The sequence below is a fragment of the Photorhabdus kleinii genome (assembly GCF_025384885.1).
GTDB lineage: Bacteria > Pseudomonadota > Gammaproteobacteria > Enterobacterales > Enterobacteriaceae > Photorhabdus > Photorhabdus kayaii.
Genome location: NZ_JAJAFY010000046.1, coordinates 1 through 23288, shown reverse-complemented (window position 1 = coordinate 23288; position 23288 = coordinate 1). Strand labels below are relative to the sequence as shown.

Sequence of the window (23288 nt, the reverse complement as noted above, 5' to 3'; positions counted from 1 at the left end):
GATGGGAAAGAAATTATCTCTTTAAATAAACCATTCCTGTTGTATAGATATTAATTAAAATATCTTCTCACAGGAATGGTTGTTAATAATGCTGATTAAGTATTAGCTTACAATCATATATTCTACTACTGGATTATTACCGCCATCTGCTGTATAGGATAAATGTAAATCATCACCTAAATAATCAGTTGAGATTGAGTAGCTGCTGCTGCCAATCAGAGGATTGCTCCATGTAATATAAACGCTATAGATTTCGCCTTTACTATCTACAAATACATAGGTACAGCGCCCTGCAACACCACCTAACAGGCTGTTTGAATCACTTCTCCAAATCGCTTTTCCAGGCGTGTTATCATTGCTTCTATTAATGACTTGAGGAGGAAGAGTGGTCCACTCACCTTGATCCAGACGAATAGAATCCTGAATAAGTTTAAGTTTATATACTGATTTGTTAGTTACTTTTGCAATAACGCTGATTGGTGCTTTTAAGGAGATTGCTTCGATCTCTGACATAGTATTACCTCTTGTGATTGATTTTAAAAATATAATTAATAAATTCCAAGATTTTAATTCAACCTGTTATGGTTATATAAAATAACTTGGGGCGTAACCAACTTTCTTAGCTATATTTGATAGCTTATTTTTACTTCTTATTAGAATTCCATTTCTTTATGTTTCCTAAAGATCAATTTTTATATCTGAGTATTTTTATTTATCGTTATCACCATTTTATTACCATTTTTGATAATTTTAATCTTTTAAAAGATTAAAATTAAAAGCAAACTATCTATTCATTGGTGTAGATAAAAAGATTTATTTTGTCTCGATGTTTTTTAAGATACCTTTTCTCTCAGATAAAAGTCAATTTTTTTGCTCTTTGTGTTTTATTATAAAATAACAACCGGTTAATTATATTTTCGTACTTAAAAACGCAGATATAAATGATAAAATATGTCTATGTTTTTAATAAATAATATATAAAACAACTATAATGACAAACAAAAATAGATTGCTAGGTCTATGATGAATGAATAATAATTTTATTGTTTTTTGAACATTAATTCATCATTATATTGATGAGATGTTAATATGTTGTAATATTGAATGAGTATAACTTAGCAACAGATTGTATTTATTTTGAATAGCTATAAACGCATTAATTTGATAAGTCTTTCTTATTGCTAAGAAGTTTATTGATTTATTGATTAACAAATATTTGGATAATGGGATGAAATTATATTCACTATAGGGACTATTACATCCTTGATGAAAATATCATAAAAAAATTAAATTGTCATAAATGTAATGTCATTGGTTATTAATATGTTTATTTTCGGTGTGTCATTATTGATTTTTCTTAATTTTCTTCTTCGTGTTTGATTTGAGAGCACATTCCGCATCAAATTAAATCACAGTATCGTTTTGTCATTCAGAGTACCAATAGAAAGCTTGTTGCTATTTTATTAAAAGTAAAAAATCAAAGCAGTCTATTTTTAGATATTAGTCGCCAGATCTTGCAAGCAAGCCTTTAAGCTGGCGGAATGCCCTGGGACTCTAGGGCTTCTCACGAGTCTGGAGTCTGTTTTAGCGAATGAATTTTCGGTACGATATAAATTAATTAGCTCGAATAACGCTCAAAACTCTCCGCGATCTCTTAACACTATTGTGGCATAATGCGCCGCTACCGATTTTTCCGATTTTCCTTTTGTTTCTAAATGTAAGAGCGAATGCAGTGTTAAGTACAAACAACATCACCATGCAATTTGGCAGTAAGCCCCTGTTTGAAAACATTTCTGTCAAGTTTGGCAACGGTAACCGTTATGGTCTGATTGGCGCTAATGGTTCCGGTAAATCTACTTTTATGAAAATTCTGGGAGGTGATCTGACACCCTCTGCCGGCAATGTCAGCACCGATCCCAATGAGCGTATTGGTAAACTGCGTCAGGATCAGTTTGCTTTTGAAGAGTTCACGGTGTTGGATACCGTGATTATGGGGCACACGGAACTGTGGCAGGTAAAGCAGGAGCGTGACCGCATCTATGCAATGGCAGAAATGAGTGAAGAGGATGGCTATCGCGTTGCGGATCTGGAAGTCGCTTATGGCGAGATGGATGGTTATAGTGCCGAAGCGCGAGCCGGAGAGTTGTTGCTAGGCGTGGGTATTCCAGTAGAACAGCATTACGGTTTGATGAGCGAAGTGGCGCCCGGCTGGAAATTGCGTGTATTGCTGGCTCAAGCGCTGTTTTCTAATCCTGATGTTCTGTTATTGGATGAACCAACGAACAACCTGGATATCGATACGATTCGTTGGTTAGAGCAAATACTGAATGAACGAAATAGCACCATGATCATTATTTCCCATGATCGTCACTTCCTGAATACAGTTTGTACTCATATGGCTGATCTCGATTACGGTGAGTTGCGTCTGTTCCCCGGTAATTATGATGAATATATGGTTGCCGCCACTCAGGCCCGTGAACGTCTGCTAGCTGATAATGCGAAGAAAAAAGCACAGATTGCGGAGTTACAATCTTTTGTCAGCCGTTTTAGCGCTAATGCTTCTAAATCAAAACAGGCGACTTCCCGTGCTCGTCAGATTGATAAAATCCAGTTGGAAGAAGTTAAAGCATCCAGCCGTCAGAATCCTTATATTCGTTTTGAGCAGGATAAGAAATTATTCCGTAATGCCCTGGAAATAGAAGGTTTAACTAAAGGTTATGACAATGGCCCTCTGTTTAAAAATCTTAATCTCTTGCTGGAAGTTGGTGAGAAACTCGCTGTTATTGGTGCTAACGGTATTGGTAAAACAACTTTCTTGAAAACGCTCGTTAGTGAAACAGAGCCAAATAGCGGCACAGTTAAATGGTCTGAAAATAGCAGCATTGGTTACTATGCTCAGGATCATGCCCATGATTTTGACTGCGATCTGACGGTTTTTGACTGGATGAGTCAATGGAAGAGAGAAGGGGATGATGAACAAGCCGTTCGTAGCGTATTAGGCCGTTTGTTGTTCAGCCAAGATGACATTAAGAAAAAAGTCAAAGTATTATCGGGTGGCGAAAAAGGGCGGATGCTATTTGGTAAGTTGATGATGCAACAGCCAAATATTCTGATAATGGATGAACCAACAAACCACTTGGATATGGAATCCATTGAATCCCTGAACCTTGCGCTTGAATTGTATAAAGGTACTTTGATATTTGTTTCTCATGATCGGGAGTTTGTTAGCTCATTGGCAAGCCGAGTTATGGAAATTAAATCTGATAAAGTCATTGATTTCAAAGGTACTTATGATGAGTATCTGAGAAGTCAGGGAATTATTGAGTAATAATTTTATGAGATAAATCGCCCCGGTGGAGATAACCGGGGCGTGTTATTTCTGTTGTGTGTTATTTATAGCAGTGTGTTATTTCTATCGGTGGATAGAATTAACTGCTGCACACTTCGCAATTGGGATCTTTAAGTAACTTAATATCACGAAATTGCATCGTCATTGCATCAAACAATAAAACCTTTCCGCTGTTGACTTTGCCATATCCAGTAAGGAGTTTGATGGTTTCCATTGCTTGTAGTGTACCGATGGTACCGACTAATGGCGCCATAACTCCCGTTTCTACGCATGTTAGATTGTTTTCGCCAAACAGTCTGCTCAGGCAACGGTAGCAGGGAGCATCTGATTGATAAGTAAATGTAGTGAGTTGTCCTTCCATGCGAATAGCTGCGCCGGAAACCAGAGGCGTTTTCTTTGCCAGACACGAGAGGTTCAGTTGTTCGCGGATTGCCACATTATCAGTACAATCCAAGATAACATCATTCTGGCTGATGAGTTCATCTAGCGCCTGATCTTCCAGTAATCCATTAACTGTTTTAATGGTGACATGTGGGTTTATTGCTCGGAGTGTCAATTGGGCTGAATGTACCTTAGCCATGCCGATACGTTCGTCCCGATGCAGGATCTGCCGTTGTAGGTTCGAGAGAGAAACGGTATCAAAATCCAGTAGTGTTATTGTTCCCACACCTGCTGCGGTCAAATATTGGGATGCTGCGCAACCTAAACCACCTGCGCCGACTATCAGAATCATCGAAGATTTCAATTTTTCCTGACCGTCAAAATCAAACCCACGTAGAACAATCTGACGGTTGTAGCGTAGGATTTCTGCGTCTGTGAGTTCAATGGTCATTATTCATTTTTCAGTAAGTGATTGAACAGTTCGATTTCAACATTTTCACCAACTTCTACCCGCCCACGTTCACGTTCCAGAACAATGAAGCAATTCCCCTGACTGAATGAACTAAATATATGAGAGCCTTGATGCCCTGTCGTACAGACTTCTAATTGACCTTGTTCATTCACCGAAGCAATACCTCGTTGGAAATCCATTCTTCCCTGCGTCTTTTTCAATGGTGTGGTGACCTTGGCGCGCATACGCATAGGGGGTTGCCATGCCGTAAAACCGGATAGATGCGCGATTAAAGGTTGAACTAATTGATAGAAAGTGAGAACGGCTGAAACTGGATTACCGGGCAAACCACAGAACCAGGCGTTTTTTAGTTTGCCAAAAGCGAAAGGTTTACCCGGTTTAATTGCCAGTTTCCAGAAACTGATTTCGCCTAATTCATCCAGTATTTGCTTGGTGTAGTCTGCTTCACCCACAGAAACACCACCACTGCTGATGACTAAATCAGCTTTTTGATCTGCTTGAGCGAAAACATGGCGTAAAGCCTGGGGATTGTCTGCAATAACCCCTAAATCAATAACGTCGCAATCCAGTTTCTCCAGCATCAGTCGAACGGCAAAACGGTTGGTATCATAAATTTGCCCTTCCTTAAGTGGGTGACCGATAGCTTGTAGCTCATCACCTGTCGAAAAAATGGCGACTTTCAATTTGCGAACCACTTCAACTTCGGTGATGCCTAAAGATGCAATCAGGGGTAGCTGAGCGGTGGATAATTTACTACCTGCCGGTAGTACCACCGCGCCTTTAGTCATATCTTCGCCCGCCAGACGGATATTCTGACCTTGTTTGGCTGGCTGAGTGAAAACGATGCCGTCATCAGTAATTTCCGCGTGTTCCTGCATAATGACCGTATCAGCACCTGTGGGAATTGGTGCGCCAGTCATAATGCGGATACAGGTTGCAACCGGCCATTCTCCTTGAAAAGGTGTGCCTGCAAGTGCTTTTCCTGCCAGAGGCAGTGGTTTACAGCTATTTAAATCCGTATAGCGTATGGCATAACCATCCATTGCTGAGTTAGCAAAAGGCGGCACATTGATAGGCGAAATAATATTTGTTGCAGTAATGCGTCCTGATGTTTGCGGGAGGTTGACGGTTTCTGTATCAGCCAGTGGTGTAACTTGTGTCAGAAATTTTTCCAACGCCTGCTGCAAAGAGATCAATCCAGAGGTGTGACAGTGATCCATAATGATGCTCCCAGATAAGGTTTTTCATTAATGGCATTATGACAGAGATCATCCTATGTGTGAGTGATATTTGGCTTTGATGAGTATCCTATGTTTCATAAATGCGGCGATATTGGTATCGGTGGTCCAAAGCGCCGCAACATGTGATAAATATGCAGAACATGACGATTAACCTGGCATCAGGGAGTTTGCTGTTGTCATAGCCAGGTTAGAAAGCAAGTAAGCGCTTATAAGGTTTGACCACTGTCAACGGTTATGATTTGCCCTGTCATCGATTCTGCTTTTAACAGCATCAAGGTTATTTCTGCAACATCTTCTGGCGTTGAAATTCTTTCTAAGGGCAAATAAGTGCAAAGCGTATGCATTTTCTCTTCTCTCCCTTTCCACCATCTTGTTTCAACGGCGCCTGGCGCTACGCAGTTAACCCTGACCGATGGAGCCAGTACCCGAGCTAAGGATCTTGTCAGTCCGTGAACCGCTGATTTGGAAGCGGCATAGGGGATACAAGAACCTAGGCCTGTTTCGCCGGCGATACTACCGACATTCACGATAGCACTCCCCGTTCTTGCTTTAAGATAAGGTGCAGCATACCGGCAACAATGAAATGTGCCTTTCACATTAACATCAATAATGGTATCCCAAATATCGCTAGATATGGCATCAAGATCTTCAAATTGAAGTTGTCTGGTTGTCGCCGCGTTATTTACCAGATAGTCGATCCCGCTAAACTTTTCCACGACGGTGTTTATCATTGCCTGCACAGCTGATTCGTCGGCAACATTCGCTTTTACCGCGATAGCTTGCCCCCCATCCTTGATAATGGTTTCTGTTGTTTCCAGCGCTTCAAGTTCACTTTGTGAATAGATCACAGCGACAGCAGTACCCTGTTTCGCCAGCATAATACTGATAGCTCGTCCTATACCGGTCCCACCACCGGTAACAATGGCTGTCTTACCTTGAAATGCTTTATACATAAAAATGCTCCTTATTAATATTTGTACGTAACATGACAAATCATATCTCTTATAAACAAGCTTGTTAGTACCATTTTGGCGTTATTGTGCGGAAGCCTGGATAATTCAGCTAATGTTGTGCCGTAAAATTCGATTTAGTCTTAGTTAAGGTGCATAAATTAGAACAGTGCGCGAAGGGTCATATATTCTGTCATCCCAGATACTGTAATTAATTGCTTACTGATTTTTTATTTATGGGCAGAAATAATTTACGTTTTTCTGGGAATTTTGTTAATTAAAAGTGTGTATTGTATTTGATTTCTGTTTTGGATTGTGAGAAATAAATTAAAAAAATAATATCTTATGGCTATGAACAATTCAATGTCTCCTCAACAAAGTCACCACTACCTAGCTTTTCATATCGCAATGAGTGGATTTTTGGCGCTGGTCGTCGCTATGGGAATTGGGCGTACTGCTTTCACTCCTCAAGTACCTTTAATGATCGCAGAATTCCAGTTTAGTCTGACTGGGGCCGGTATTGTTGCGGCTTTTAACTATTTGGGATATCTGGCCGGCTCCTATGATGCAATGCGGGCGCGCCGTTTGATTGAATATCGGCTTTGGGCCGGATTATGGGGAGCAGTGATTATCACATTGCTCTCTGCACTATTGTATGGGGCGATATTGCACAGTATCGCCCGTTTTTTTATTGGTTGGGCGAGTGGTTGGACATTGGTGTTAGTAACATCATGGGCCAATGAACAGTTGGCTAAATTGAATCGTCCTGCGTTGAGTGCTGCCATATTTGCGGGGCCGGGAGTCGGGATATTCGTTACTGGTATCCTTGCTATCGGTATTCAAGCATGGCAAGTGAGTGCTTCCGAAGCATGGATGTTGTATGGCATTTTGGCGCTGATTTGCAGTATCTATATTAGTCGGCATTTGCCCCGTAGTGGTGAGTTACACCGTTCACAGGCTGAGGTGAAGAAACTGACTTTGACACCTGCAATTAAGCGGCTGGTATGGGGCTACAGCTTAGCGGGCTTTGGTTATATTTTACCTGCGACTTTTCTTTCACAAATGGCAAGTGATCGTTTCCCTGGCAGCTTGTTTGCACAGTTTGTCTGGCCAATATTTGGTGGTGCCGCAGTTATCGGCATCGGTTTTGCTATTCTGACCCGTCATATGCTGACAACGCAAATCCGGCTTGCGATCACTTTATGGATTCAGGCTGTGGGCATTCTTATCGCTGAGATCATTCCGGGAATAGGTGGTCTGGCATTAAGCTCTTTGTTGGTTGGTGGTGGTTTTATGTGTGTGGTGCAAATGGGGTTTCAGTATGGGCGTGAATTAGCACCAGAACATAGCCGTTATATGGCTGGGTTATTAACCACCGGATATGCTGTCGGGCAGCTTATTGGGCCGATGTTGTCAGCGGTTTCTACCGCAATAACCGGGAGATTGGAGCCAGCATTATATGTTGCATTGATTACCTTGGTCATTGCCGGGTTATTGGTTTGTAACAGGAATGAACCGACCAGTGAAGTGCGTGTGTAAAAAATTCATATAATTATGAAAAGCAATCACTGGATAATCACCACGTGCTCATTTACAGTGTGTGCAATAGTTATCTGTTAGTTGTGATTGTTTCAGTGATGGTATACCCAATGTATTTTAAGATGCATCGCGACGGCAAAGGAGCGAATTCCCGGGAGCATAGCGAACTATGTGACCGGGGTGAGTGCAGCCAACAAAGAGGCAACTTGAAAGATAGCGGGTATATTTATGACTTAAACATCCATTTTACTACCCGCCAGATGATGGAAAGTAATGTCTTTGGAGAAAATAATGTCATCCTTAAGTAAAGAAGCTGAGCTTGTGCATTCGGCGCTGGAAGCTCGTGGTCTTGAAACGCCCTTGCGTGGTCAGGCATTGGCGCCGGAAGTGCGCAAAGCGCGGATTGAGGAGCATATGACGGAAGTTATGAAACTGTTGAATCTTGATTTGCGTGATGACAGTTTGGCAGAAACCCCAGGTCGTATTGCGAAAATGTATGTCGATGAGATTTTTTCAGGATTGGACTACAGCAATTTCCCGAAAATCACATTGATAGAGAATAAAATGAAAGTGGACGAAATGGTGACCGTTCGTGATATCACACTCACCAGCACCTGCGAACACCATTTTGTGACCATTGATGGCAAGGCGACGGTTGCCTATATTCCAAAAGATAAAGTGATTGGGTTGTCTAAAATTAACCGTATTGTGCAATTTTTTTCTCAACGTCCACAGGTTCAGGAGCGCCTGACCCAGCAGATCTTGATTGCATTACAGACACTCCTTGGCACCAATAATGTTGCCGTATCGATTGATGCGGTTCATTACTGTGTGAAAGCGCGGGGCATCCGTGATGCAACCAGTACCACGACAACAACCTCCTTGGGGGGATTATTTAAATCTAGTCAAAATACCCGTCAAGAGTTTTTACGCACAACTCGCCATGTGTAATTTTTACACTGGGATATAAGAATGGCCTGCCAGAGAATTGACTCACTGGATAGTATTCGTGGCTTGGCAATACTGGGGATATTGCTACTCAATATCTCCGGTTTTGCTTTGCCATCCGCTGCTTATTTGAATCCGGCATATAATGGTTCAGCTTCTTTAACTGATTTGATTGTCTGGTCTGTACTTAGCGTCTTTGTTCAGGGAAAGTTCCTGTGTATTTTGGCCTTCTTATTTGGTGCGGCATTGGAGCTACTATTACCAAGGGGCAAAATCTGGAATTATCCACGATTAACCATACTTGCTCTAATTGGAATGGGACATGGCATCCTACTCTGGGATGGAGATATTTTGCTTTCTTATAGTTTGGCAGGTTTTTTCAGCTTTCAATTGATTAGCCAAAATAGCGCTAGTAACCGGTTATTTATGAAAGGCGCTATTTTTTATCTGATCGGATTAGTGCTATTGTTTATTCTCGGCTTTTTTTCCAGCGGCGAATCTAATAATGTTTCTTGGCAATCGACGGAATTCCAGATGTTATACGAAACATATTGGAAAACGTCTGGTGGATGGCTGGCAGCAAAAGAGCGTTTCAATCAGATCATGTTGATGATGGTCATGCTGTTTGTTCAGTATGGTTGGCAGCTTATCGGTATTATGTCATGTGGTGCTGGATTAATGCGTAATGGTTGGCTAAAAGGGGAATTTTCAGTGAGCCATTATCGAAATGTGGCGCTAGTGCTGATACCGCTCAGTGTTGCTGTTCAGATATTCTCTGTGGTGCTCCAATATACCCATAATTGGGATTACTTTTGGTCAGGCATTGTCGGTTATATCCTTGCTGAGTTGGTAACGCCATTTCAGGCACTGGGGTATATGGCTTTAATATATGGTTTCTGGCCGATCATTTCATGCTGGAGAATTAATTACTGGCTCAATCAGGTTGGGCGAATGGCGATGAGTAATTACTTGCTACAAACCTTAATCTGCACCTTGCTGTTTTATAACCTTGGGTTTTTTGGTCAATTTAGCCGTTTGGAATTGCTTGCATTTATTCTTCCCATTTGGGCAGTGAATATTCTTTTTTCATGCTGGTGGTTACGTCGTTACCCGCAAGGTCCAGTAGAACAGCGGTGGCGTGAGATTACGGCGGTGTTGGCTCGGTCGGCTTAAACTGGGTTTTATCCATTGACCGTAATTCTTCAGGAGTTACGGCAGGGTAATCAGTCATACCTTTTGGTACCTTATACGGAGCAGGAATAGGGATCAACGGACCCAAGAAACGAGGTTCACGTTTCAGAATATAAAGATCAGTCAGGGCACCAAGGCGGGCAATGATTTCACGTAATCGAACGGTAATCATATTCTTGGGTGTGGAAACTGCATAACACTGAGCATCAATTCCCATATGCATAGCGATAAACAGGGCTCGTTCGCAATGAAATCGCTGGGTAATAATCGTGAAATCATTAGTGTTAAAAACTTTCCGGGTTCTGACTATTGAGTCAAGTGTTCTGAAACCAGCAAAATCCAGTACGATATTTGCAGCAGGAATACCCGCTTTTACCAAATCTCTGCGCATGGTTACCGGTTCGTTATAACTTTGCTGAGCATTGTCGCCACTCAGTAACAAATATTTGATTTTGTCGCTGTTATAAGCATTAATCGCTCCCTGAATACGGTACATATAGTACTGATTTGGCGCGCCAGAGAGGTAATATTTAGCAGTACCAAGTACTATACCCACTTCACGTTCAGGAAGTTGTTTGAGATCATCAAAGACATAGGGGGCTGTTTTCCAACTAATCCAGCGGTCAAGTGCAATAGCTGTCAGTATCAGCATCCCTATGATGAATAACAGACTAGTTATCAGGCGCTTCCACATGCTTTTGCCTTATACACATTAATGACTGAATTTGTTAAAGGCTACTTTACCTGAAATTTCGAAGCAAGTTTTCTCTGTAAGAAAAAAGCTTGATAGTAAAAGAGAACTAACAAGCTTTTTACGTATTTTTAATGATAAAAATCAGAATGAAGTACGTTTGTACACGCGGTATTCAGGTTTCCAGAAGTTGCGTTCAATCGCTTCATCCAGTGCTCCATCTGAGGTCACAGTGGCAACGCCCTGTATTTGTGCTTCTTTGGCGACTTGTTTGGCAATTTTGCGTGACACTTCCTGAATATCATCGATAAGTGGCAGTAACGGACCTTGACCCTCTTGGGCTAAGGGTGAGCAATCCGCCAATGTTCGGCTTGCTGCCATCAACATACCGTCAGTAACCAGTTTGGCCCCCGATGCAATGACACCCAAGCCAATGCCGGGGAAGATATAGGCATTGTTACATTGCGCTATTGGATACTCCTGATCTTTATATTTTACCGGATTAAATGGACTACCTGTTGCAACCAAGGCGGCACCATCCGTCCAGTTGATGATATCTTCGGGACGGGCTTCAACACGGGAAGTTGGATTCGATAATGGCATGACGATTGGACGTTCACAATGTTTATGCATCTCACGGATGATCTCTTCTGTAAACAACCCTGCCTGACCTGAAACACCAATCAATACTGTCGGTTTAGCATTACGGACAACATCGAGCAGCGAGATTGAATCGCTGTTTACATCCCATTTAGCCAATGAGTCGCTTTTCTGCACCAGCTTGTTCTGGAAATCCAATAGATTTGGCAGCTTGTCTGTCAATAAACCGAAACGGTCAACCATGAAAATACGGGCACGAGCCTGTTCTTCGCTTAAACCTTCTGATTTCATTTGGGAGACGATCTGTTCTGCAATGCCGCAACCAGCGGAACCTGCGCCGAGGAAGGTGACCGTTTGATCTTTCAATTGACGGCCCGCCGCGCGACTGGCGGCAATTAAGCTACCTAACGTAACGGCGGCAGTTCCCTGAATATCATCATTAAAGCAACAAATCTCGTGGCGATAGCGATTAAGAAGAGGCATGGCATTTTTTTGTGCGAAATCTTCAAATTGCAGCAACACATTTGGCCAGCGGCGTTTAACAGCCTGAATAAATTCGTCTATGAATTCATCATACTCTTCACCCGTGATACGCGGGTGACGCCAACCCATATATAACGGGTCATTCAGGCGTTGCGGGTTGTTGGTGCCTACATCCAGGACGACTGGCAGTGTATAAGCCGGGCTGATACCACCGCAGGAGGTATACAAGGAGAGCTTACCGATAGGAATACCCATTCCGCCAATGCCTTGGTCGCCCAAACCGAGGATACGTTCACCATCGGTAACAACGATGACTTTTACATTTTGTTTGGTTGCATTTTGCAGCATGTCATCAATATGTGCTTTGTTTGGATATGAGATGAACAGGCCACGGGCACGGCGGTAAATATCGGAAAAGTGCTCACAAGCTTCACCGACGGTTGGGGTATAGATGATCGGCATCATTTCGTTCAAATGCGCATCCAGCAGGCGGTAGAACAGGGTTTCGTTAGTGTCCTGAATATTTCGCAGGTAAATGTGCTTATCTGCATCATTTTTGAAATCAAGATACTGCCGATAGGCACGTTCAGCTTGTTCTTCGATGGTTTCGACCGCTTCCGGTAATAAACCGTAAAGATTAAAGTTGCTGCGTTCTTCCTTAGTAAAAGCGCTGCCTTTATTCAGCAGGGGGAATTCCAACAGAATTGGGCCAGCATAGGGAATGTATAGTGGACGTTTACTTTCGTGTTCCAGTTCCATGAATCTTACTCTTTGAACTAAATGGATAAAAGGTCGCTACAGATCCTAAGAGATAGGAAAAATATGTACAGTAAATGTTACTTAATTAGAGGTATTATGAGTAAAAATGAGAGATAACATCCAGAGTTAGCTAATAAAATGTTACGGTAATTATTTTTACAGCCGAAAACCCTCTATCTGCATAAAGGGAAAAATGAATTTTCCACTGAACTCAGAAAGTGTAGTAATCAAATTTGCTGCAACCGAGCGCAGCAAGTATAGATTGAGTCGCACTCCGTTGGGATAAATCACTGTGTTTTCCCTCAACTAACACCGCTCTTTCGATAGCCAGGCAATCACCACCAGAAATGTTCATCAGAATCAGCGCTGCTTGTAATGGGGGCAAGCTTGGGTTAAATGCGGCATTTTCTGCATAACGCCCAGGATAAATTCTTCCATCTTTTCCCAGAAGTGCGGTACCACTGTAGGAATTACTGTATGGGGCATAGCTCTGGTTTGCTGCATCTAATGCCGTTAGTACTAATTTATCCGTCGTTTCTAGTTTATAGCCATGGTTGACCGGATCCATCAACAAAGTTGTGATGCCCAGATCATTTGGACCAAAAGAATCTGGCAGATAGTGATCTAATGTTGAAGGTGCCTGCTTTGGCAGATGAATCTCTAATTGAGTGCCACTATTAAGTTCATTCATAAATTGACGGCAGTGGCCGCACGGAGAGTAATTCACAGTAACAGATGCCAGTCTTTTCTCGCCCAATAACCAGGCGTGGGTAATCGCACATTGTTCAGCATGAATCGTTTGCTGTAGTGGTACACCAGCAAATTCCATATTAGCGCCAAAATAGAGGTTTCCGCTTTCACCGCGGGCAATTGCACCAACATTAAAATGTGATATTGGTGTCAGGGAACATGCCGCTGCGAGTGGCAACAGGGCGACAGCCAAGGTGTTATCGTCAAAACCGCAGGCTTTCTTAATAGATTTAGCCTGTTCAGCAGTGAGCATGGCAGGAAAGTCATCGTTTCCTGCGTAAGGTAAAAGTGCATCCTGTAGTTTAGATGGCAGCTGTACCCATATAGGGTGAAAACGAGCTTGCATAGCGTGATCTCCGAATTAACTTAAGATCATTCTAAGTTGTCTGATGAGATTTGTAATGTGATAAATATCATATAGATGATGAGAATTATGTAATTGAAGTTGGTAATCGAGCGATTATTATCAAATTTCCTAACAGATATACTAGCTAAATAGGTATAGCAGCACCGGGAATACAAAAGGGGCTGTTAGTGAAGTAATGATACCGCAGGTCATCAATGCCAATGAGCTGTATGCGCCTTCAACGAAATTGACCTCTGCACAGCGGGCGGTACCCAAAGCATGTGATGCCGTTCCCATTGCTAAGCCGCGGGATGCTTTGGTTTTTACCTGTAAAAGATCAAACAGGTTATGACCAAATATTGCGCCGAGAATGCCGACAAAAATGACACAAGCAGCGCTGATTGCAGGAATACCGCCAATGGCGTCTGCTACTGCCATTGCTATTGGTGTTGTGACAGATTTAGGCAGTATCGAAGCGGCCATTTCAGGCGTGGCGCCCATCCACAAGGCAATAGCAGCGCCTGTCACCATAGCGACAATACTACCGATAAAACAGATGCTAATAATGGACTTCCATTGGGCTCGGATCTGGTGTATCTGCTCATATAGAGGAAATGCCAGCGCAACTACGGCGGGCTGGAGTAGAGCATTTAGAATTTGGCTGCCGGCAAAATAGTGTTCATAAGGCGTGTGGGTTATTAACAATATTGGAATAAGGACGGCGATAGAAACCAATAAGGGGTTCAGAATGGGAATTTTGCATCGTAGTGAAAGTTTTCTTGCGGTGTAGAATACAATCAATGTTAATGGCAGTGACCACCAAATGTGACTTAACATTTTTATTTCTCTTGTTTCTGTTGGTTACTCTTAATTTCTGATGCGGAGCCTATAATTGGACGTTCATGATGAACATAGTGGGAACTGTAAGCAACGATAATCATAACAATTGCAGTACTGATCAGGCATGAAAAAACAATCGGAATTATCTGTTGGCTGAGTTGATCGTAATAATTCATTACGCCTACGCCAATAGGTAGAAACAGCAAGGTCATATTTTTTAGTAACAGGCTACAGCCTGGTTTTGCCCAATGAGCAGGAATCAGCTGGAAAGCTAATAAAACGAACAAGATCAACATACCGATAATACTGCCGGGAATAATGATGGGTAGTAGGGAAGAAATGGCATTACCTGTCAGCAAACATAAATAAATCAGAACAAATGCTCGCAGGTACTGCCAACCAACAATCAGTACTTCACGAAACGACATAACAAAATTCCTAATTCCGGTGAGGTATTCATCATACAATTAACCTTGGGAAGGTGCCATAGCTCACATTTAAAAAAACGGGGACCATTGCTGATCCCCGTGAGTAAAAATATCAGTGAAATAAATTAACGGTTATTTCACTTGCATACCGGGTTGGGCGCCGCTGTCTGGGCTGAGCAAGAAGATATCTTTTCCACCAGGTCCGGCCGCCATAACCATCCCTTCTGAAATACCAAAGCGCATTTTGCGTGGCGCCAGATTGGCTACCATAATGGTTAAACGGCCTTCCAGCGCTTTTGGATCAGGATAACTGGAGCGGATACCAGAAAACACCTGACGGGTTTCACCGCCCAGATCCAGCATCAGTTTCAGCAACTTATCTGAGCCTTCGACAAAATCAGCCTGTTTAATAAGGGCGACGCGCATATCAACTTTGGCAAAATCATCAAAGGTGATCGTGTCCTGAATCGGATCTTCTGCCAGTGGACCGCTGACTTTTTGTGGTGTGTTGATGCTCTCTTTCGATGCCGCAACCATAGCGTCCACTTTATCTATATCAATGCGATTGAACAGGGCCTTAAAGGCAGAAACTTGATGATCCAGCAGCGGCTGTTCAATACCATGCCAGGTGAGTTCTGTATTTAAGAAAGCTTCTGCGCGTTCTGCCAGACTTGGTAAAACGGGTTTCAGGAAAGTCATCAAAACGCGGAACAGGTTGATGCCCATTGAACAGATAGCTTGAAGATCGGCATCACGGCCTGCTTCTTTTGCCACCACCCACGGCGCTTGCTCATCCACATAACGGTTTGCCAAATCAGCCAGTGCCATGATTTCACGGATTGCTTTGCTGAATTCGCGGTTATTAAACTCTTCTGCAATCATCTTTGCCCCATCAATAAACTGTTGGTAAAGCACCGGATCAGCCAGTTTATCCGCCAGCTTGCCGTTAAAGCGTTTATTAATGAAGCCTGCATTACGGGAGGCCAGGTTAACAACTTTATTAACGATATCGCTGTTAACACGCTGAACAAAATCTTCCAGATTCAGATCGATATCATCAATGCGAGCAGAGAGTTTGGCTGCATAGTAATAACGCAAACAGTCTGCATCTAGATGATCCAAATAAGTGCTGGCTTTAATAAAAGTACCACGGGATTTGGACATCTTCGCACCGTTGACGGTGACATAGCCGTGAACAAACACGTTGGTTGGCTTACGGTAACCGCTGCCTTCCAGCATGGCAGGCCAGAACAGGCTGTGGAAATAAACAATGTCTTTACCGATAAAGTGATACAGATCGGCGGCGGAATCTTTTGCCCAGAACTCATCAAAGCTCAGATTTCCGCGTTTGTCACACAGGTTTTGGAAAGAGCCCATATAGCCAATGGGAGCATCCAGCCAGACATAAAAATATTTGCCCGGCGCATCAGGAATTTCAAAACCGAAATAGGGGGCATCACGGGTGATATCCCACTGTTGTAAACCGGATTCAAACCATTCCTGCATTTTGTTAGCAACTTGTTCCTGTAATGCGCCGGAGCGGGTCCAGGCTTGTAACATGTTACTGAATGCGGGCAGATCGAAGAAGAAGTGTTCTGTTTCACGCATTTCTGGCGTCGCGCCGGAGACAGCAGAACGTGGGTTGAGTAGCTCAGTTGGGCTGTAGGTTGATCCGCAAACTTCACAGTTATCGCCATACTGATCTTCTGCCTTACATTTCGGGCAGCTACCTTTCACAAAGCGATCCGGCAGAAACATATTTTTCTCAGGATCATATAACTGAGAAATAGTACGATTTTTAATATGACCGTTTTTTTTCAGTTCGAGATAGATTTTGGTTGATAACGTTTGGTTCTCTTCGCTATGCGTAGAGTGATAGTTATCATAGCTCACTGAAAAGCCAGTAAAATCCTGATGATGCTCTTGGTTCACCGTTGTGATCATCTCTTCAGGAGCAATACCCATTTGCTGAGCTTTCAGCATGATTGGTGTTCCATGAGCGTCATCGGCACAGATAAAGTGAACCTCTTTGCCGCGCATTCGCTGAAAACGGACCCAAATATCTGCTTGGATATGTTCCAGCATGTGACCGAGATGGATTGGACCGTTAGCATATGGCAACGCGCACGTTACCAATAATTTTTTTGCGACTTGAGACATAGTAAGGATCTGACTTCCAATAAGTGAAAAAGGAAGTTTGATGTTAACCGATCAAAAAAATTGTCGCTAGGGTAAGGTTTAATATTAGTGAGTTTTATCCAGTGCGTCTTAAAACCAAAATACTTCAGAGGCTGTCAATGGATAAAAATTGGATTAGTGAGCGGAAAGCGGGTTTTTGTCGCTAATTTTATCCGAACGCATTGGGTTCTGTTATGATGGAGAGATGGTTTTTAGCTAATGATAATCATTAAAGGAGCCGGGATGAACTCACAATCCCCCGAGCAGACCAATCCTGACCTGCTGAAATCTCAGGTAACAAAAATACTTACTACTTTTACACACCTGACACTAGAACGTGATTTGACAACATTGAAGGCCCTACATCATTGCACGATGCTTGATGGTGTCTTGCACATTGAATTACTGATGCCGTTTGTCTGGCAAAGCGGTTTTAAGGCATTAAAAGCAGCGACAACGGAAAAATTACAGGCGGTAACTGGTGCAAAATCGGTGGCGTGGAAATTGATCCATGATATCAGCACATTACGTCGCGCTAATGATTTGCCGGGAATTAATGGTGTCCGCAATATTTTGGCTGTCAGCTCGGGTAAAGGTGGGGTGGGTAAATCCAGCACTGCCGTAAACCTGGCGCTGGCATTGGCTCAGGAGGGGGCAAAAGTCGGTATTCTGGATGCAGATATCTACGGTCCTTCTGTTCCGAGTATGTTGGGAACCACCCAAGAGCGCCCAACTTCCCCGGACGGGCAGCATATGGCGCCGATTATGACTCATGGCCTTGCCACTAACTCGATTGGTTATTTAGTAACAGATGACAATGCAATGGTATGGCGCGGCCCAATGGCTAGTAAAGCATTGATGCAGATGTTACAGGATACATTATGGCCGGATCTTGATTATCTGGTTATCGATATGCCACCAGGAACCGGTGATATTCAGCTCACTTTGTCACAAAACATCCCGGTAACGGGGGCGCTAGTGGTAACAACGCCTCAGGATATTGCCTTAATTGACGCAATGAAAGGTATCGTCATGTTCCAGAAAGTGAAGGTGCCTGTATTGGGTATTATTGAAAACATGAGTACGCATATTTGTGGTAACTGTGGTCACCTGGAACCTATTTTTGGTACCGGTGGGGCAGAAAAATTGGTGGCTAAATATCACTGTAAATTATTGGGACAAATCCCGCTGCATATTTCACTGCGTGAAGATCTTGATCGTGGTCAGCCAACCGTTATTAGTAATCCTGATAGTGAATTTACCGATATTTATCGCGAAATTGCCGCGAATATTTCAGCACAGATGTATTGGCAAGGTGAGAAGATACCAACAGAAATTTCGTTCCGTGCTGTTTAATGCAAGCATTTGATTGATGATAACGGGTGGTGGATGTTTTCATTGCCCGCTTTTTGTATGGGGAGATTTTGTGTGGGGAGAAGTATGCTTGTTCGATTTCCTTCGTTACATGGTTTTTATGCGAAACGCTTCGAAAAAAGTGAGACTTCTCTTGTTTACACTGGAACAGATACCATTAACTCCCTATAATCTCGCCAAACAAAGCACTTAGTAAGTGCTTTGTTCCCATTTTTTTCTAGAATCAGGTTATCTCTATTATGGCTGACGAAGCATATCAGTGCACAATTGTAGGAATTTCTGGTGCATCTGCCTCAGGTAAAAGTCTCATTGCTAATACACTTTATCGTGAATTACGCGCTCAGGTTGGTGATCACAATATCGGTATTATACCAGAGGATTGCTATTATAAAGATCAGAGCAATCTATCAATGGAAGAGCGTTATAAGACTAATTATGACCATCCAAGCTCAATGGATCACAATCTGCTCTTTTCTCACCTACAAGCGCTGAAAATGGGTGAATCAATTGAATTGCCACAATACGATTATGTTGCTCATACTCGTAAACCAGAAGCGATTCATTTTGCACCGAAAAGGGTTATTATTCTGGAAGGTATTCTATTATTGACCGATAAGCGCTTGCGCCAGGAGATGGACTTCTCTATTTTTGTTGATACGCCACTGGATATTTGCCTTATGCGTCGTATTAAGCGGGATGTGCATGAACGGGGGCGTTCTCTGGATTCGGTTATTGAGCAATATCATAAAACTGTGCGTCCAATGTTCCTGCAATTTATTGAACCATCAAAGCAATATGCAGATATTATTGTGCCGCGCGGGGGTAAAAACCGAGTAGCAATTGATATATTGAAAGCCAAAATTGGTCAGTTCTGCGAATAATATACCCTATGGATTTCAAGATGCATCGCGACGGCAAGGGAGCGAATCCCTGGGAGCATAGCGAACTATGTGACTGGGGTGAGTGAGCGCAGCCAACAAAGAGGCAACTTGAAAGATAACGGATATAAAACTTTGCTTGTCAGTCATTGAATTGATAAGCAGCATCGTATTGGAGAGGAAATAATGCGACTCTGTGACCGCGACATTATTAAATGGCTTGATGAAGGTAAATTGGTCATTGCTCCACGTCCGCCGATTGAACGTATTAACGGGGCAACTGCGGATGTGCGCCTTGGGAATCAGTTTCGTGTTTTCTGTGGTCATACTGCGGCATATATTGATTTGAGTGGTCCGAAAGATGAGGTCAGTGCTGCGCTTGATCGTGTGATGAGTGATGAAATAATTCTGTCTGACGATGAGGTTTTTTTCCTCCATCCTGGCGAGTTGGCATTGGCCGTTACGCTGGAATCTGTCACATTGCCGGACGATTTGGTGGGCTGGCTTGATGGCCGTTCTTCTCTTGCTCGTCTTGGGTTGATGGTACACGTGACAGCACACCGGATTGATCCGGGCTGGCATGGTCAGATTGTTCTTGAATTCTATAACTCTGGTAAATTGCCTCTGGCGTTACGTCCGGGTATGGTCATCGGTGCTTTGAGTTTTGAGCCATTGTCTGGTTCCGCTGACCGTCCGTATAACCGTCGTCAAGATGCAAAATATAAAAACCAACAGGGTGCGGTGAGTAGCCGTATTGATGAAGATTAACATTTTTATCGGCTATTGAGTTGCATTGACTGTTTTGACAAAAAAAGCTGAGGAAGTCATGAAGAGATTGCTGACGGCACTGATTATTTTGCTGGTTGTGATTATTACCGGTCTGGCAGCATTAGTCATGTTAGTAAACCCAAATGACTTTCGGGCTTATATGGTCAAGCAGGTGCAAAAGAAGAGTGGCTACCAACTCGTCCTGCAAGATGGTATGCGCTGGCATGTCTGGCCGAAATTGAGCATCATTACCGGGCGTATGTCATTAACGGCCCCAGGAGCGGCTCAACCAACAGTGACGGCAGAAAATATGCGTCTTGATGTGGAGTTGTGGCCGCTTCTTTCTCATCAGCTTGCAGTTAAAGAGGTGATGCTGAAAGGGGCGATATTGAGAGTAACCCCGGAGAGCCAGTCGCAGAAGAAAGAGAATACCCCTATTGCACCAACAGGGAGTACAGCCAACTCTGTTGTGAAGGGTGAGGGTTGGAAGCTTGATATCGCCAGAATTAAGATCGCGGATAGTTTGCTTATTTGGCAGCGAGATGATCATGAGCAGTTAAATGTCCGCGATATTAATCTACTAATGGAGCGAGATAACCAAAACCATATCAGCGTAGAGTTAAGTAGCAAAGTCAGTAAGAATCAGCAAGACTTGGCTTTTAATCTTAATGCAGATGTCGATATTACTGATTATCCATATCGTGTTGCGGGTAATATTGACTCCTTTGATTACCAACTCCAGGGCGCAGGTATACCTACGGGAGGAATTAGTGGTTCAGGAAAAGTACATGCTGTTTATCAAAAAGAGACGACAGATGGGCCGCAAACAATTTCTTTACAGACGCTAAGTTTCACCGCTAATGAGAGTGAACTGCATGGCAGTATAAAAGCAATGTTGGGGGCTCATGCGGATTATCGGATCGATTTATCTTCCCAAAAACTGAATTTAGATAATCTGATGGGATGGGACTTGCTTCCTAAAGAGGATTCAGAAGTTAAACGTTATTACCGGATAGAGAATAGTTCAGCTAAACCGGTAATCGCCGTTTCAAGTTCTGCCCCGCCTGATTATAGCGCTGCATTTCTAAATGACTTTAACGCCAATGTGACTATTAATGCGGACAAATTTGTTTATCGAGGAATGGAGATCGATAATCTGATATTGAAAGCGACAAATAATAGTGGTACTGCTGAAATTTCTACTCTGAATGGCAAATTATTTGGTGGTGATTTCTCTATTCCGGTTATTTTAGATGCAACGGGTAATCAACTTAAGTTACACGCAAAACCTTTACTGCGGAATATAGAACTGGAACCAGTACTCAAAGCCTTTTCCTTACCACCGGCATTTAGTGGTAAATTCGATCTGAATGGAGATCTTTCTGGTAAAGGATATGATGGTTATGCGATTTCGCATATTTGGCAGGGTGATCTTAATTTCAGTTTAGTTAATGCCAAAATGTATGGATTAAATATCCCCCAATTAATCCAGCAATCTGTTGCTCGTGCAACGGATAAAGTGAATATCCCTGATAATATGGATAATTTCACCCGCGCTAAAAAGCTTGATGTTAAAGCGGTACTGAATCGAGGTGATATAAAAATCAGTCGACTGCATGCGGTATCCGATTTGCTGAATATTGATGGGCAGGGTAAGACTAATCTGCTTAAACAACATATTGATGTTGCTTTAAAAGTACAGATAACACAAGGATGGGGCAAGGATAATGAATTGGTTAGTCGTCTGCGAAAAATGAAAGTACCACTGCGGGTTTACGGTAATTGGAGTAATCTGCAATACAATTTGGATATTGAGCAATTGCTGCATAATGAGTTGGAGAACAAGGTAAAACAGGCTATTAACGATTGGGTTGAACGTAGCAGTAATTAAGCGAGGGTTATATTCAATGGATTTCAAGATGGATTGCGACGGCAAGGGAGCGAATCTCCGGGAGCATAGAGAACTATGTGACCGGGGTGAGTGAGTGCAGCCAACAAAGAGGCAACTTGAAAGATGACGGGTATAATATCCTGCTGAATTAATGAATAATATTATTGATTGGCAAGTTTATATGAAATTTGTTGAATTGAGAAGCTATGGCTTTTTTGCTATGAATACAAAGTTATTTCATGTTGTTAGATAAATCATTAACAGTATCCTAATATAGTTCCGCATATAGTACTTCCGCATATAGTACTTCCGCATATAGTATTGATAGCAAAGGCCCAAAAAATCCCGGTGCAGTTTAAACTGACCGGGTTTTATTTTGTTTCAGAGGAAAAACTCAGTGATGGCAGATACGATGAATGATCAACCTGAACTCTGGATAAGGAAGAAAAGAAAAAAGGAACTAAGTGCCTGAGGCACGATCAAAGTTTTTGCTTAGAAAACAAAATCGTGGGGATCCTCAGGCTATGACTACTTTAGAAGAACTTTACTGCTGCGTCGATGATTTTTGCCAAAAATTTATGCCAATGTGGGAGCAACAGCTTATCGCAAATAACCAGCTTAAACGCCATCGCGCCACATCACTGTCTCTCAGTGAAGTGATAACTATCCTGATTTTATTTCACATGAGCCATTATCGTCATTTCAAAGGGTTTTATACGGAGTATGTACAACCCTTCCTTACCGCTGAATTTCCCGGATTGGTGAGTTATAACCGGATAATAACATTGAAGAAAAGAGCCATTATTCCTTTGTGCGCTTTTCTTTCTTCACGCAAAGTCAAATCACAGGGTATTGCTTTTATTGATTCCACCAAAATCGCCGTTTGCCATAATGCGCGTATTCCCCGAAATCAGGTTTTTGATGGCGTCGCAAAACGGGGAAAAACGAGCACAGGATGGTTTTATGGTTTTAAACTTCATTTAATCATTACCGATTGTGGTGAGATCGTCTCCGTCAAATTAACCCCGGGAAATACTGACGATCGCGAACCCGTTAAGGAATTGGTGAAAGAATTATCTGGACATCTGTATGGTGACAAAGGGTATTTATCACAGGCGTTATGCGATGAACTGAAAGAAGAAGGCATTACGCTCATTACCAACGTTCGTCGCAATATGAAAGCGAAATTTTTATCACTTTGGGATAAGGTAATGTTAAGAAAACGGTTTTT

Annotated in this window: 19 protein-coding genes; 9 read left to right on the top strand and 10 right to left on the bottom strand. The window is 42.6% G+C overall.

The features are described from left to right. Positions 1 to 102 precede the first annotated feature (102 nt). Positions 103 to 513: a toxin gene (locus LG003_RS18065; protein WP_112876131.1), complete on the bottom strand. Its 411-nt coding sequence runs from the start codon at positions 511 to 513 to the stop codon at positions 103 to 105. 1219 nt (positions 514 to 1732) lie between these two features. Here LG003_RS18065 and LG003_RS18060 point away from each other — a divergent pair. Then, positions 1733 to 3328, top strand: coding sequence for an ABC-F family ATPase (locus LG003_RS18060; RefSeq protein WP_112876130.1), 1596 nt, complete (start codon positions 1733 to 1735; stop codon positions 3326 to 3328). A gap of 100 nt (positions 3329 to 3428) precedes the next feature. Here the strand turns inward: LG003_RS18060 and moeB are convergent, their stop codons facing one another. From moeB to LG003_RS18045, 3 genes are all read right to left on the bottom strand, one after another. Continuing rightward, complete coding sequence (gene moeB / locus LG003_RS18055) at positions 3429 to 4181, bottom strand: molybdopterin-synthase adenylyltransferase MoeB (protein WP_262981320.1); 753 nt, start codon at positions 4179 to 4181, stop codon at positions 3429 to 3431. After that, complete coding sequence (gene moeA, locus LG003_RS18050) at positions 4181 to 5422, bottom strand: molybdopterin molybdotransferase MoeA (protein WP_262981319.1); 1242 nt, start codon at positions 5420 to 5422, stop codon at positions 4181 to 4183. Before moeA ends, moeB begins: the two co-directional genes overlap by 1 nt. A gap of 227 nt (positions 5423 to 5649) precedes the next feature. Continuing rightward, positions 5650 to 6396: an SDR family NAD(P)-dependent oxidoreductase gene (locus LG003_RS18045; RefSeq protein WP_262981318.1), complete on the bottom strand. Its 747-nt coding sequence runs from the start codon at positions 6394 to 6396 to the stop codon at positions 5650 to 5652. 348 nt (positions 6397 to 6744) lie between these two features. Here LG003_RS18045 and LG003_RS18040 point away from each other — a divergent pair, with 348 nt between their 5' ends. From LG003_RS18040 to yeiB, 3 genes are all read left to right on the top strand, one after another. Then, the gene (locus tag LG003_RS18040; RefSeq protein WP_390894150.1) at positions 6745 to 7932 is read left to right on the top strand and encodes a YbfB/YjiJ family MFS transporter; all 1188 of its coding nucleotides are present in this window, start codon (positions 6745 to 6747) and stop codon (positions 7930 to 7932) included. A gap of 291 nt (positions 7933 to 8223) precedes the next feature. Continuing rightward, the gene (gene folE, locus LG003_RS18035) at positions 8224 to 8883 is read left to right on the top strand and encodes a GTP cyclohydrolase I FolE (RefSeq protein ID WP_112876125.1); all 660 of its coding nucleotides are present in this window, start codon (positions 8224 to 8226) and stop codon (positions 8881 to 8883) included. A gap of 21 nt (positions 8884 to 8904) precedes the next feature. Next, the gene (gene yeiB / locus LG003_RS18030; RefSeq protein ID WP_112876124.1) at positions 8905 to 10053 is read left to right on the top strand and encodes a DUF418 domain-containing protein YeiB; all 1149 of its coding nucleotides are present in this window, start codon (positions 8905 to 8907) and stop codon (positions 10051 to 10053) included. On the opposite strand, the gene sanA is transcribed toward yeiB, so the two are convergent. The 6 genes from sanA to metG all read right to left on the bottom strand — a co-directional run bounded on the left by sanA (position 10025) and on the right by metG (position 17128). After that, positions 10025 to 10765, bottom strand: coding sequence for an outer membrane permeability protein SanA (gene sanA, locus LG003_RS18025; protein WP_112876123.1), 741 nt, complete (start codon positions 10763 to 10765; stop codon positions 10025 to 10027). The genes yeiB and sanA overlap by 29 nt on opposite strands. 141 nt (positions 10766 to 10906) lie before the next feature. Next, positions 10907 to 12604 (bottom strand): NAD-dependent malic enzyme, encoded by a 1698-nt coding sequence (locus LG003_RS18020; RefSeq protein WP_112876122.1) that lies wholly within the window; start codon positions 12602 to 12604, stop codon positions 10907 to 10909. A 211-nt stretch (positions 12605 to 12815) separates the two neighbouring features. Continuing rightward, positions 12816 to 13700 (bottom strand): cytidine deaminase, encoded by an 885-nt coding sequence (gene cdd / locus LG003_RS18015; protein WP_262981316.1) that lies wholly within the window; start codon positions 13698 to 13700, stop codon positions 12816 to 12818. Positions 13701 to 13841: 141 nt separating this feature from the next. Next, positions 13842 to 14537, bottom strand: a complete 696-nt coding sequence (locus LG003_RS18010; RefSeq protein ID WP_262981315.1) for a CidB/LrgB family autolysis modulator — start codon at positions 14535 to 14537, stop codon at positions 13842 to 13844. Positions 14538 to 14539: 2 nt separating this feature from the next. Next, positions 14540 to 14968, bottom strand: coding sequence for a CidA/LrgA family protein (locus tag LG003_RS18005; protein ID WP_112876119.1), 429 nt, complete (start codon positions 14966 to 14968; stop codon positions 14540 to 14542). 132 nt (positions 14969 to 15100) lie between these two features. Beyond that, positions 15101 to 17128, bottom strand: coding sequence for a methionine--tRNA ligase (gene metG, locus LG003_RS18000; RefSeq protein WP_262981314.1), 2028 nt, complete (start codon positions 17126 to 17128; stop codon positions 15101 to 15103). 261 nt (positions 17129 to 17389) lie between these two features. On the opposite strand from metG, the gene apbC reads away from it, so the two are divergent. The 5 genes from apbC to LG003_RS17975 all read left to right on the top strand — a co-directional run. After that, on the top strand, positions 17390 to 18502 hold the full coding sequence (gene apbC / locus LG003_RS17995) for an iron-sulfur cluster carrier protein ApbC (RefSeq protein WP_262981313.1): 1113 nt from the start codon (positions 17390 to 17392) through the stop codon (positions 18500 to 18502). 257 nt (positions 18503 to 18759) lie between these two features. Next, positions 18760 to 19401, top strand: a complete 642-nt coding sequence (gene udk / locus LG003_RS17990; protein ID WP_036777923.1) for a uridine kinase — start codon at positions 18760 to 18762, stop codon at positions 19399 to 19401. A gap of 183 nt (positions 19402 to 19584) precedes the next feature. Next, a complete protein-coding gene (gene dcd / locus LG003_RS17985) occupies positions 19585 to 20166 on the top strand; it encodes a dCTP deaminase (RefSeq protein WP_112876116.1) in 582 nt (193 codons plus the stop codon). Between the two features lie 58 nt (positions 20167 to 20224). After that, entirely contained in the window at positions 20225 to 22057 is a 1833-nt protein-coding gene (asmA, locus tag LG003_RS17980; RefSeq protein ID WP_262981312.1) for an outer membrane assembly protein AsmA, read from the top strand. A gap of 524 nt (positions 22058 to 22581) precedes the next feature. Further along, positions 22582 to 23288: IS982 family transposase (locus tag LG003_RS17975; protein WP_262981311.1), on the top strand; the 707-nt coding region annotated here is incomplete at its 3' end.

Excerpts from the sequence above, each read along its gene's own strand:
- apbC (WP_262981313.1), top strand. The coding sequence starts at position 17,390 with ATGAACTCACAATCCCCCGAGCAGACCAATCCTGACCTGCTGAAATCT.
- udk (WP_036777923.1), top strand. The coding sequence starts at position 18,760 with ATGGCTGACGAAGCATATCAGTGCACAATTGTAGGAATTTCTGGTGCA.
- moeB (WP_262981320.1), bottom strand. The coding sequence starts at position 4,181 with ATGACCATTGAACTCACAGACGCAGAAATCCTACGCTACAACCGTCAG.
- LG003_RS18045 (WP_262981318.1), bottom strand. The coding sequence starts at position 6,396 with ATGTATAAAGCATTTCAAGGTAAGACAGCCATTGTTACCGGTGGTGGG.
- sanA (WP_112876123.1), bottom strand. The coding sequence starts at position 10,765 with ATGTGGAAGCGCCTGATAACTAGTCTGTTATTCATCATAGGGATGCTG.
- dcd (WP_112876116.1), top strand. The coding sequence starts at position 19,585 with ATGCGACTCTGTGACCGCGACATTATTAAATGGCTTGATGAAGGTAAA.
- LG003_RS18005 (WP_112876119.1), bottom strand. The coding sequence starts at position 14,968 with ATGTCGTTTCGTGAAGTACTGATTGTTGGTTGGCAGTACCTGCGAGCA.
- asmA (WP_262981312.1), top strand. The coding sequence starts at position 20,225 with ATGAAGAGATTGCTGACGGCACTGATTATTTTGCTGGTTGTGATTATT.
- yeiB (WP_112876124.1), top strand. The coding sequence starts at position 8,905 with ATGGCCTGCCAGAGAATTGACTCACTGGATAGTATTCGTGGCTTGGCA.
- cdd (WP_262981316.1), bottom strand. The coding sequence starts at position 13,700 with ATGCAAGCTCGTTTTCACCCTATATGGGTACAGCTGCCATCTAAACTA.
- LG003_RS18040 (WP_390894150.1), top strand. The coding sequence starts at position 6,745 with ATGAACAATTCAATGTCTCCTCAACAAAGTCACCACTACCTAGCTTTT.
- LG003_RS18065 (WP_112876131.1), bottom strand. The coding sequence starts at position 513 with ATGTCAGAGATCGAAGCAATCTCCTTAAAAGCACCAATCAGCGTTATT.
- LG003_RS18010 (WP_262981315.1), bottom strand. The coding sequence starts at position 14,537 with ATGTTAAGTCACATTTGGTGGTCACTGCCATTAACATTGATTGTATTC.
- LG003_RS18020 (WP_112876122.1), bottom strand. The coding sequence starts at position 12,604 with ATGGAACTGGAACACGAAAGTAAACGTCCACTATACATTCCCTATGCT.
- moeA (WP_262981319.1), bottom strand. The coding sequence starts at position 5,422 with ATGGATCACTGTCACACCTCTGGATTGATCTCTTTGCAGCAGGCGTTG.
- folE (WP_112876125.1), top strand. The coding sequence starts at position 8,224 with ATGTCATCCTTAAGTAAAGAAGCTGAGCTTGTGCATTCGGCGCTGGAA.
- metG (WP_262981314.1), bottom strand. The coding sequence starts at position 17,128 with ATGTCTCAAGTCGCAAAAAAATTATTGGTAACGTGCGCGTTGCCATAT.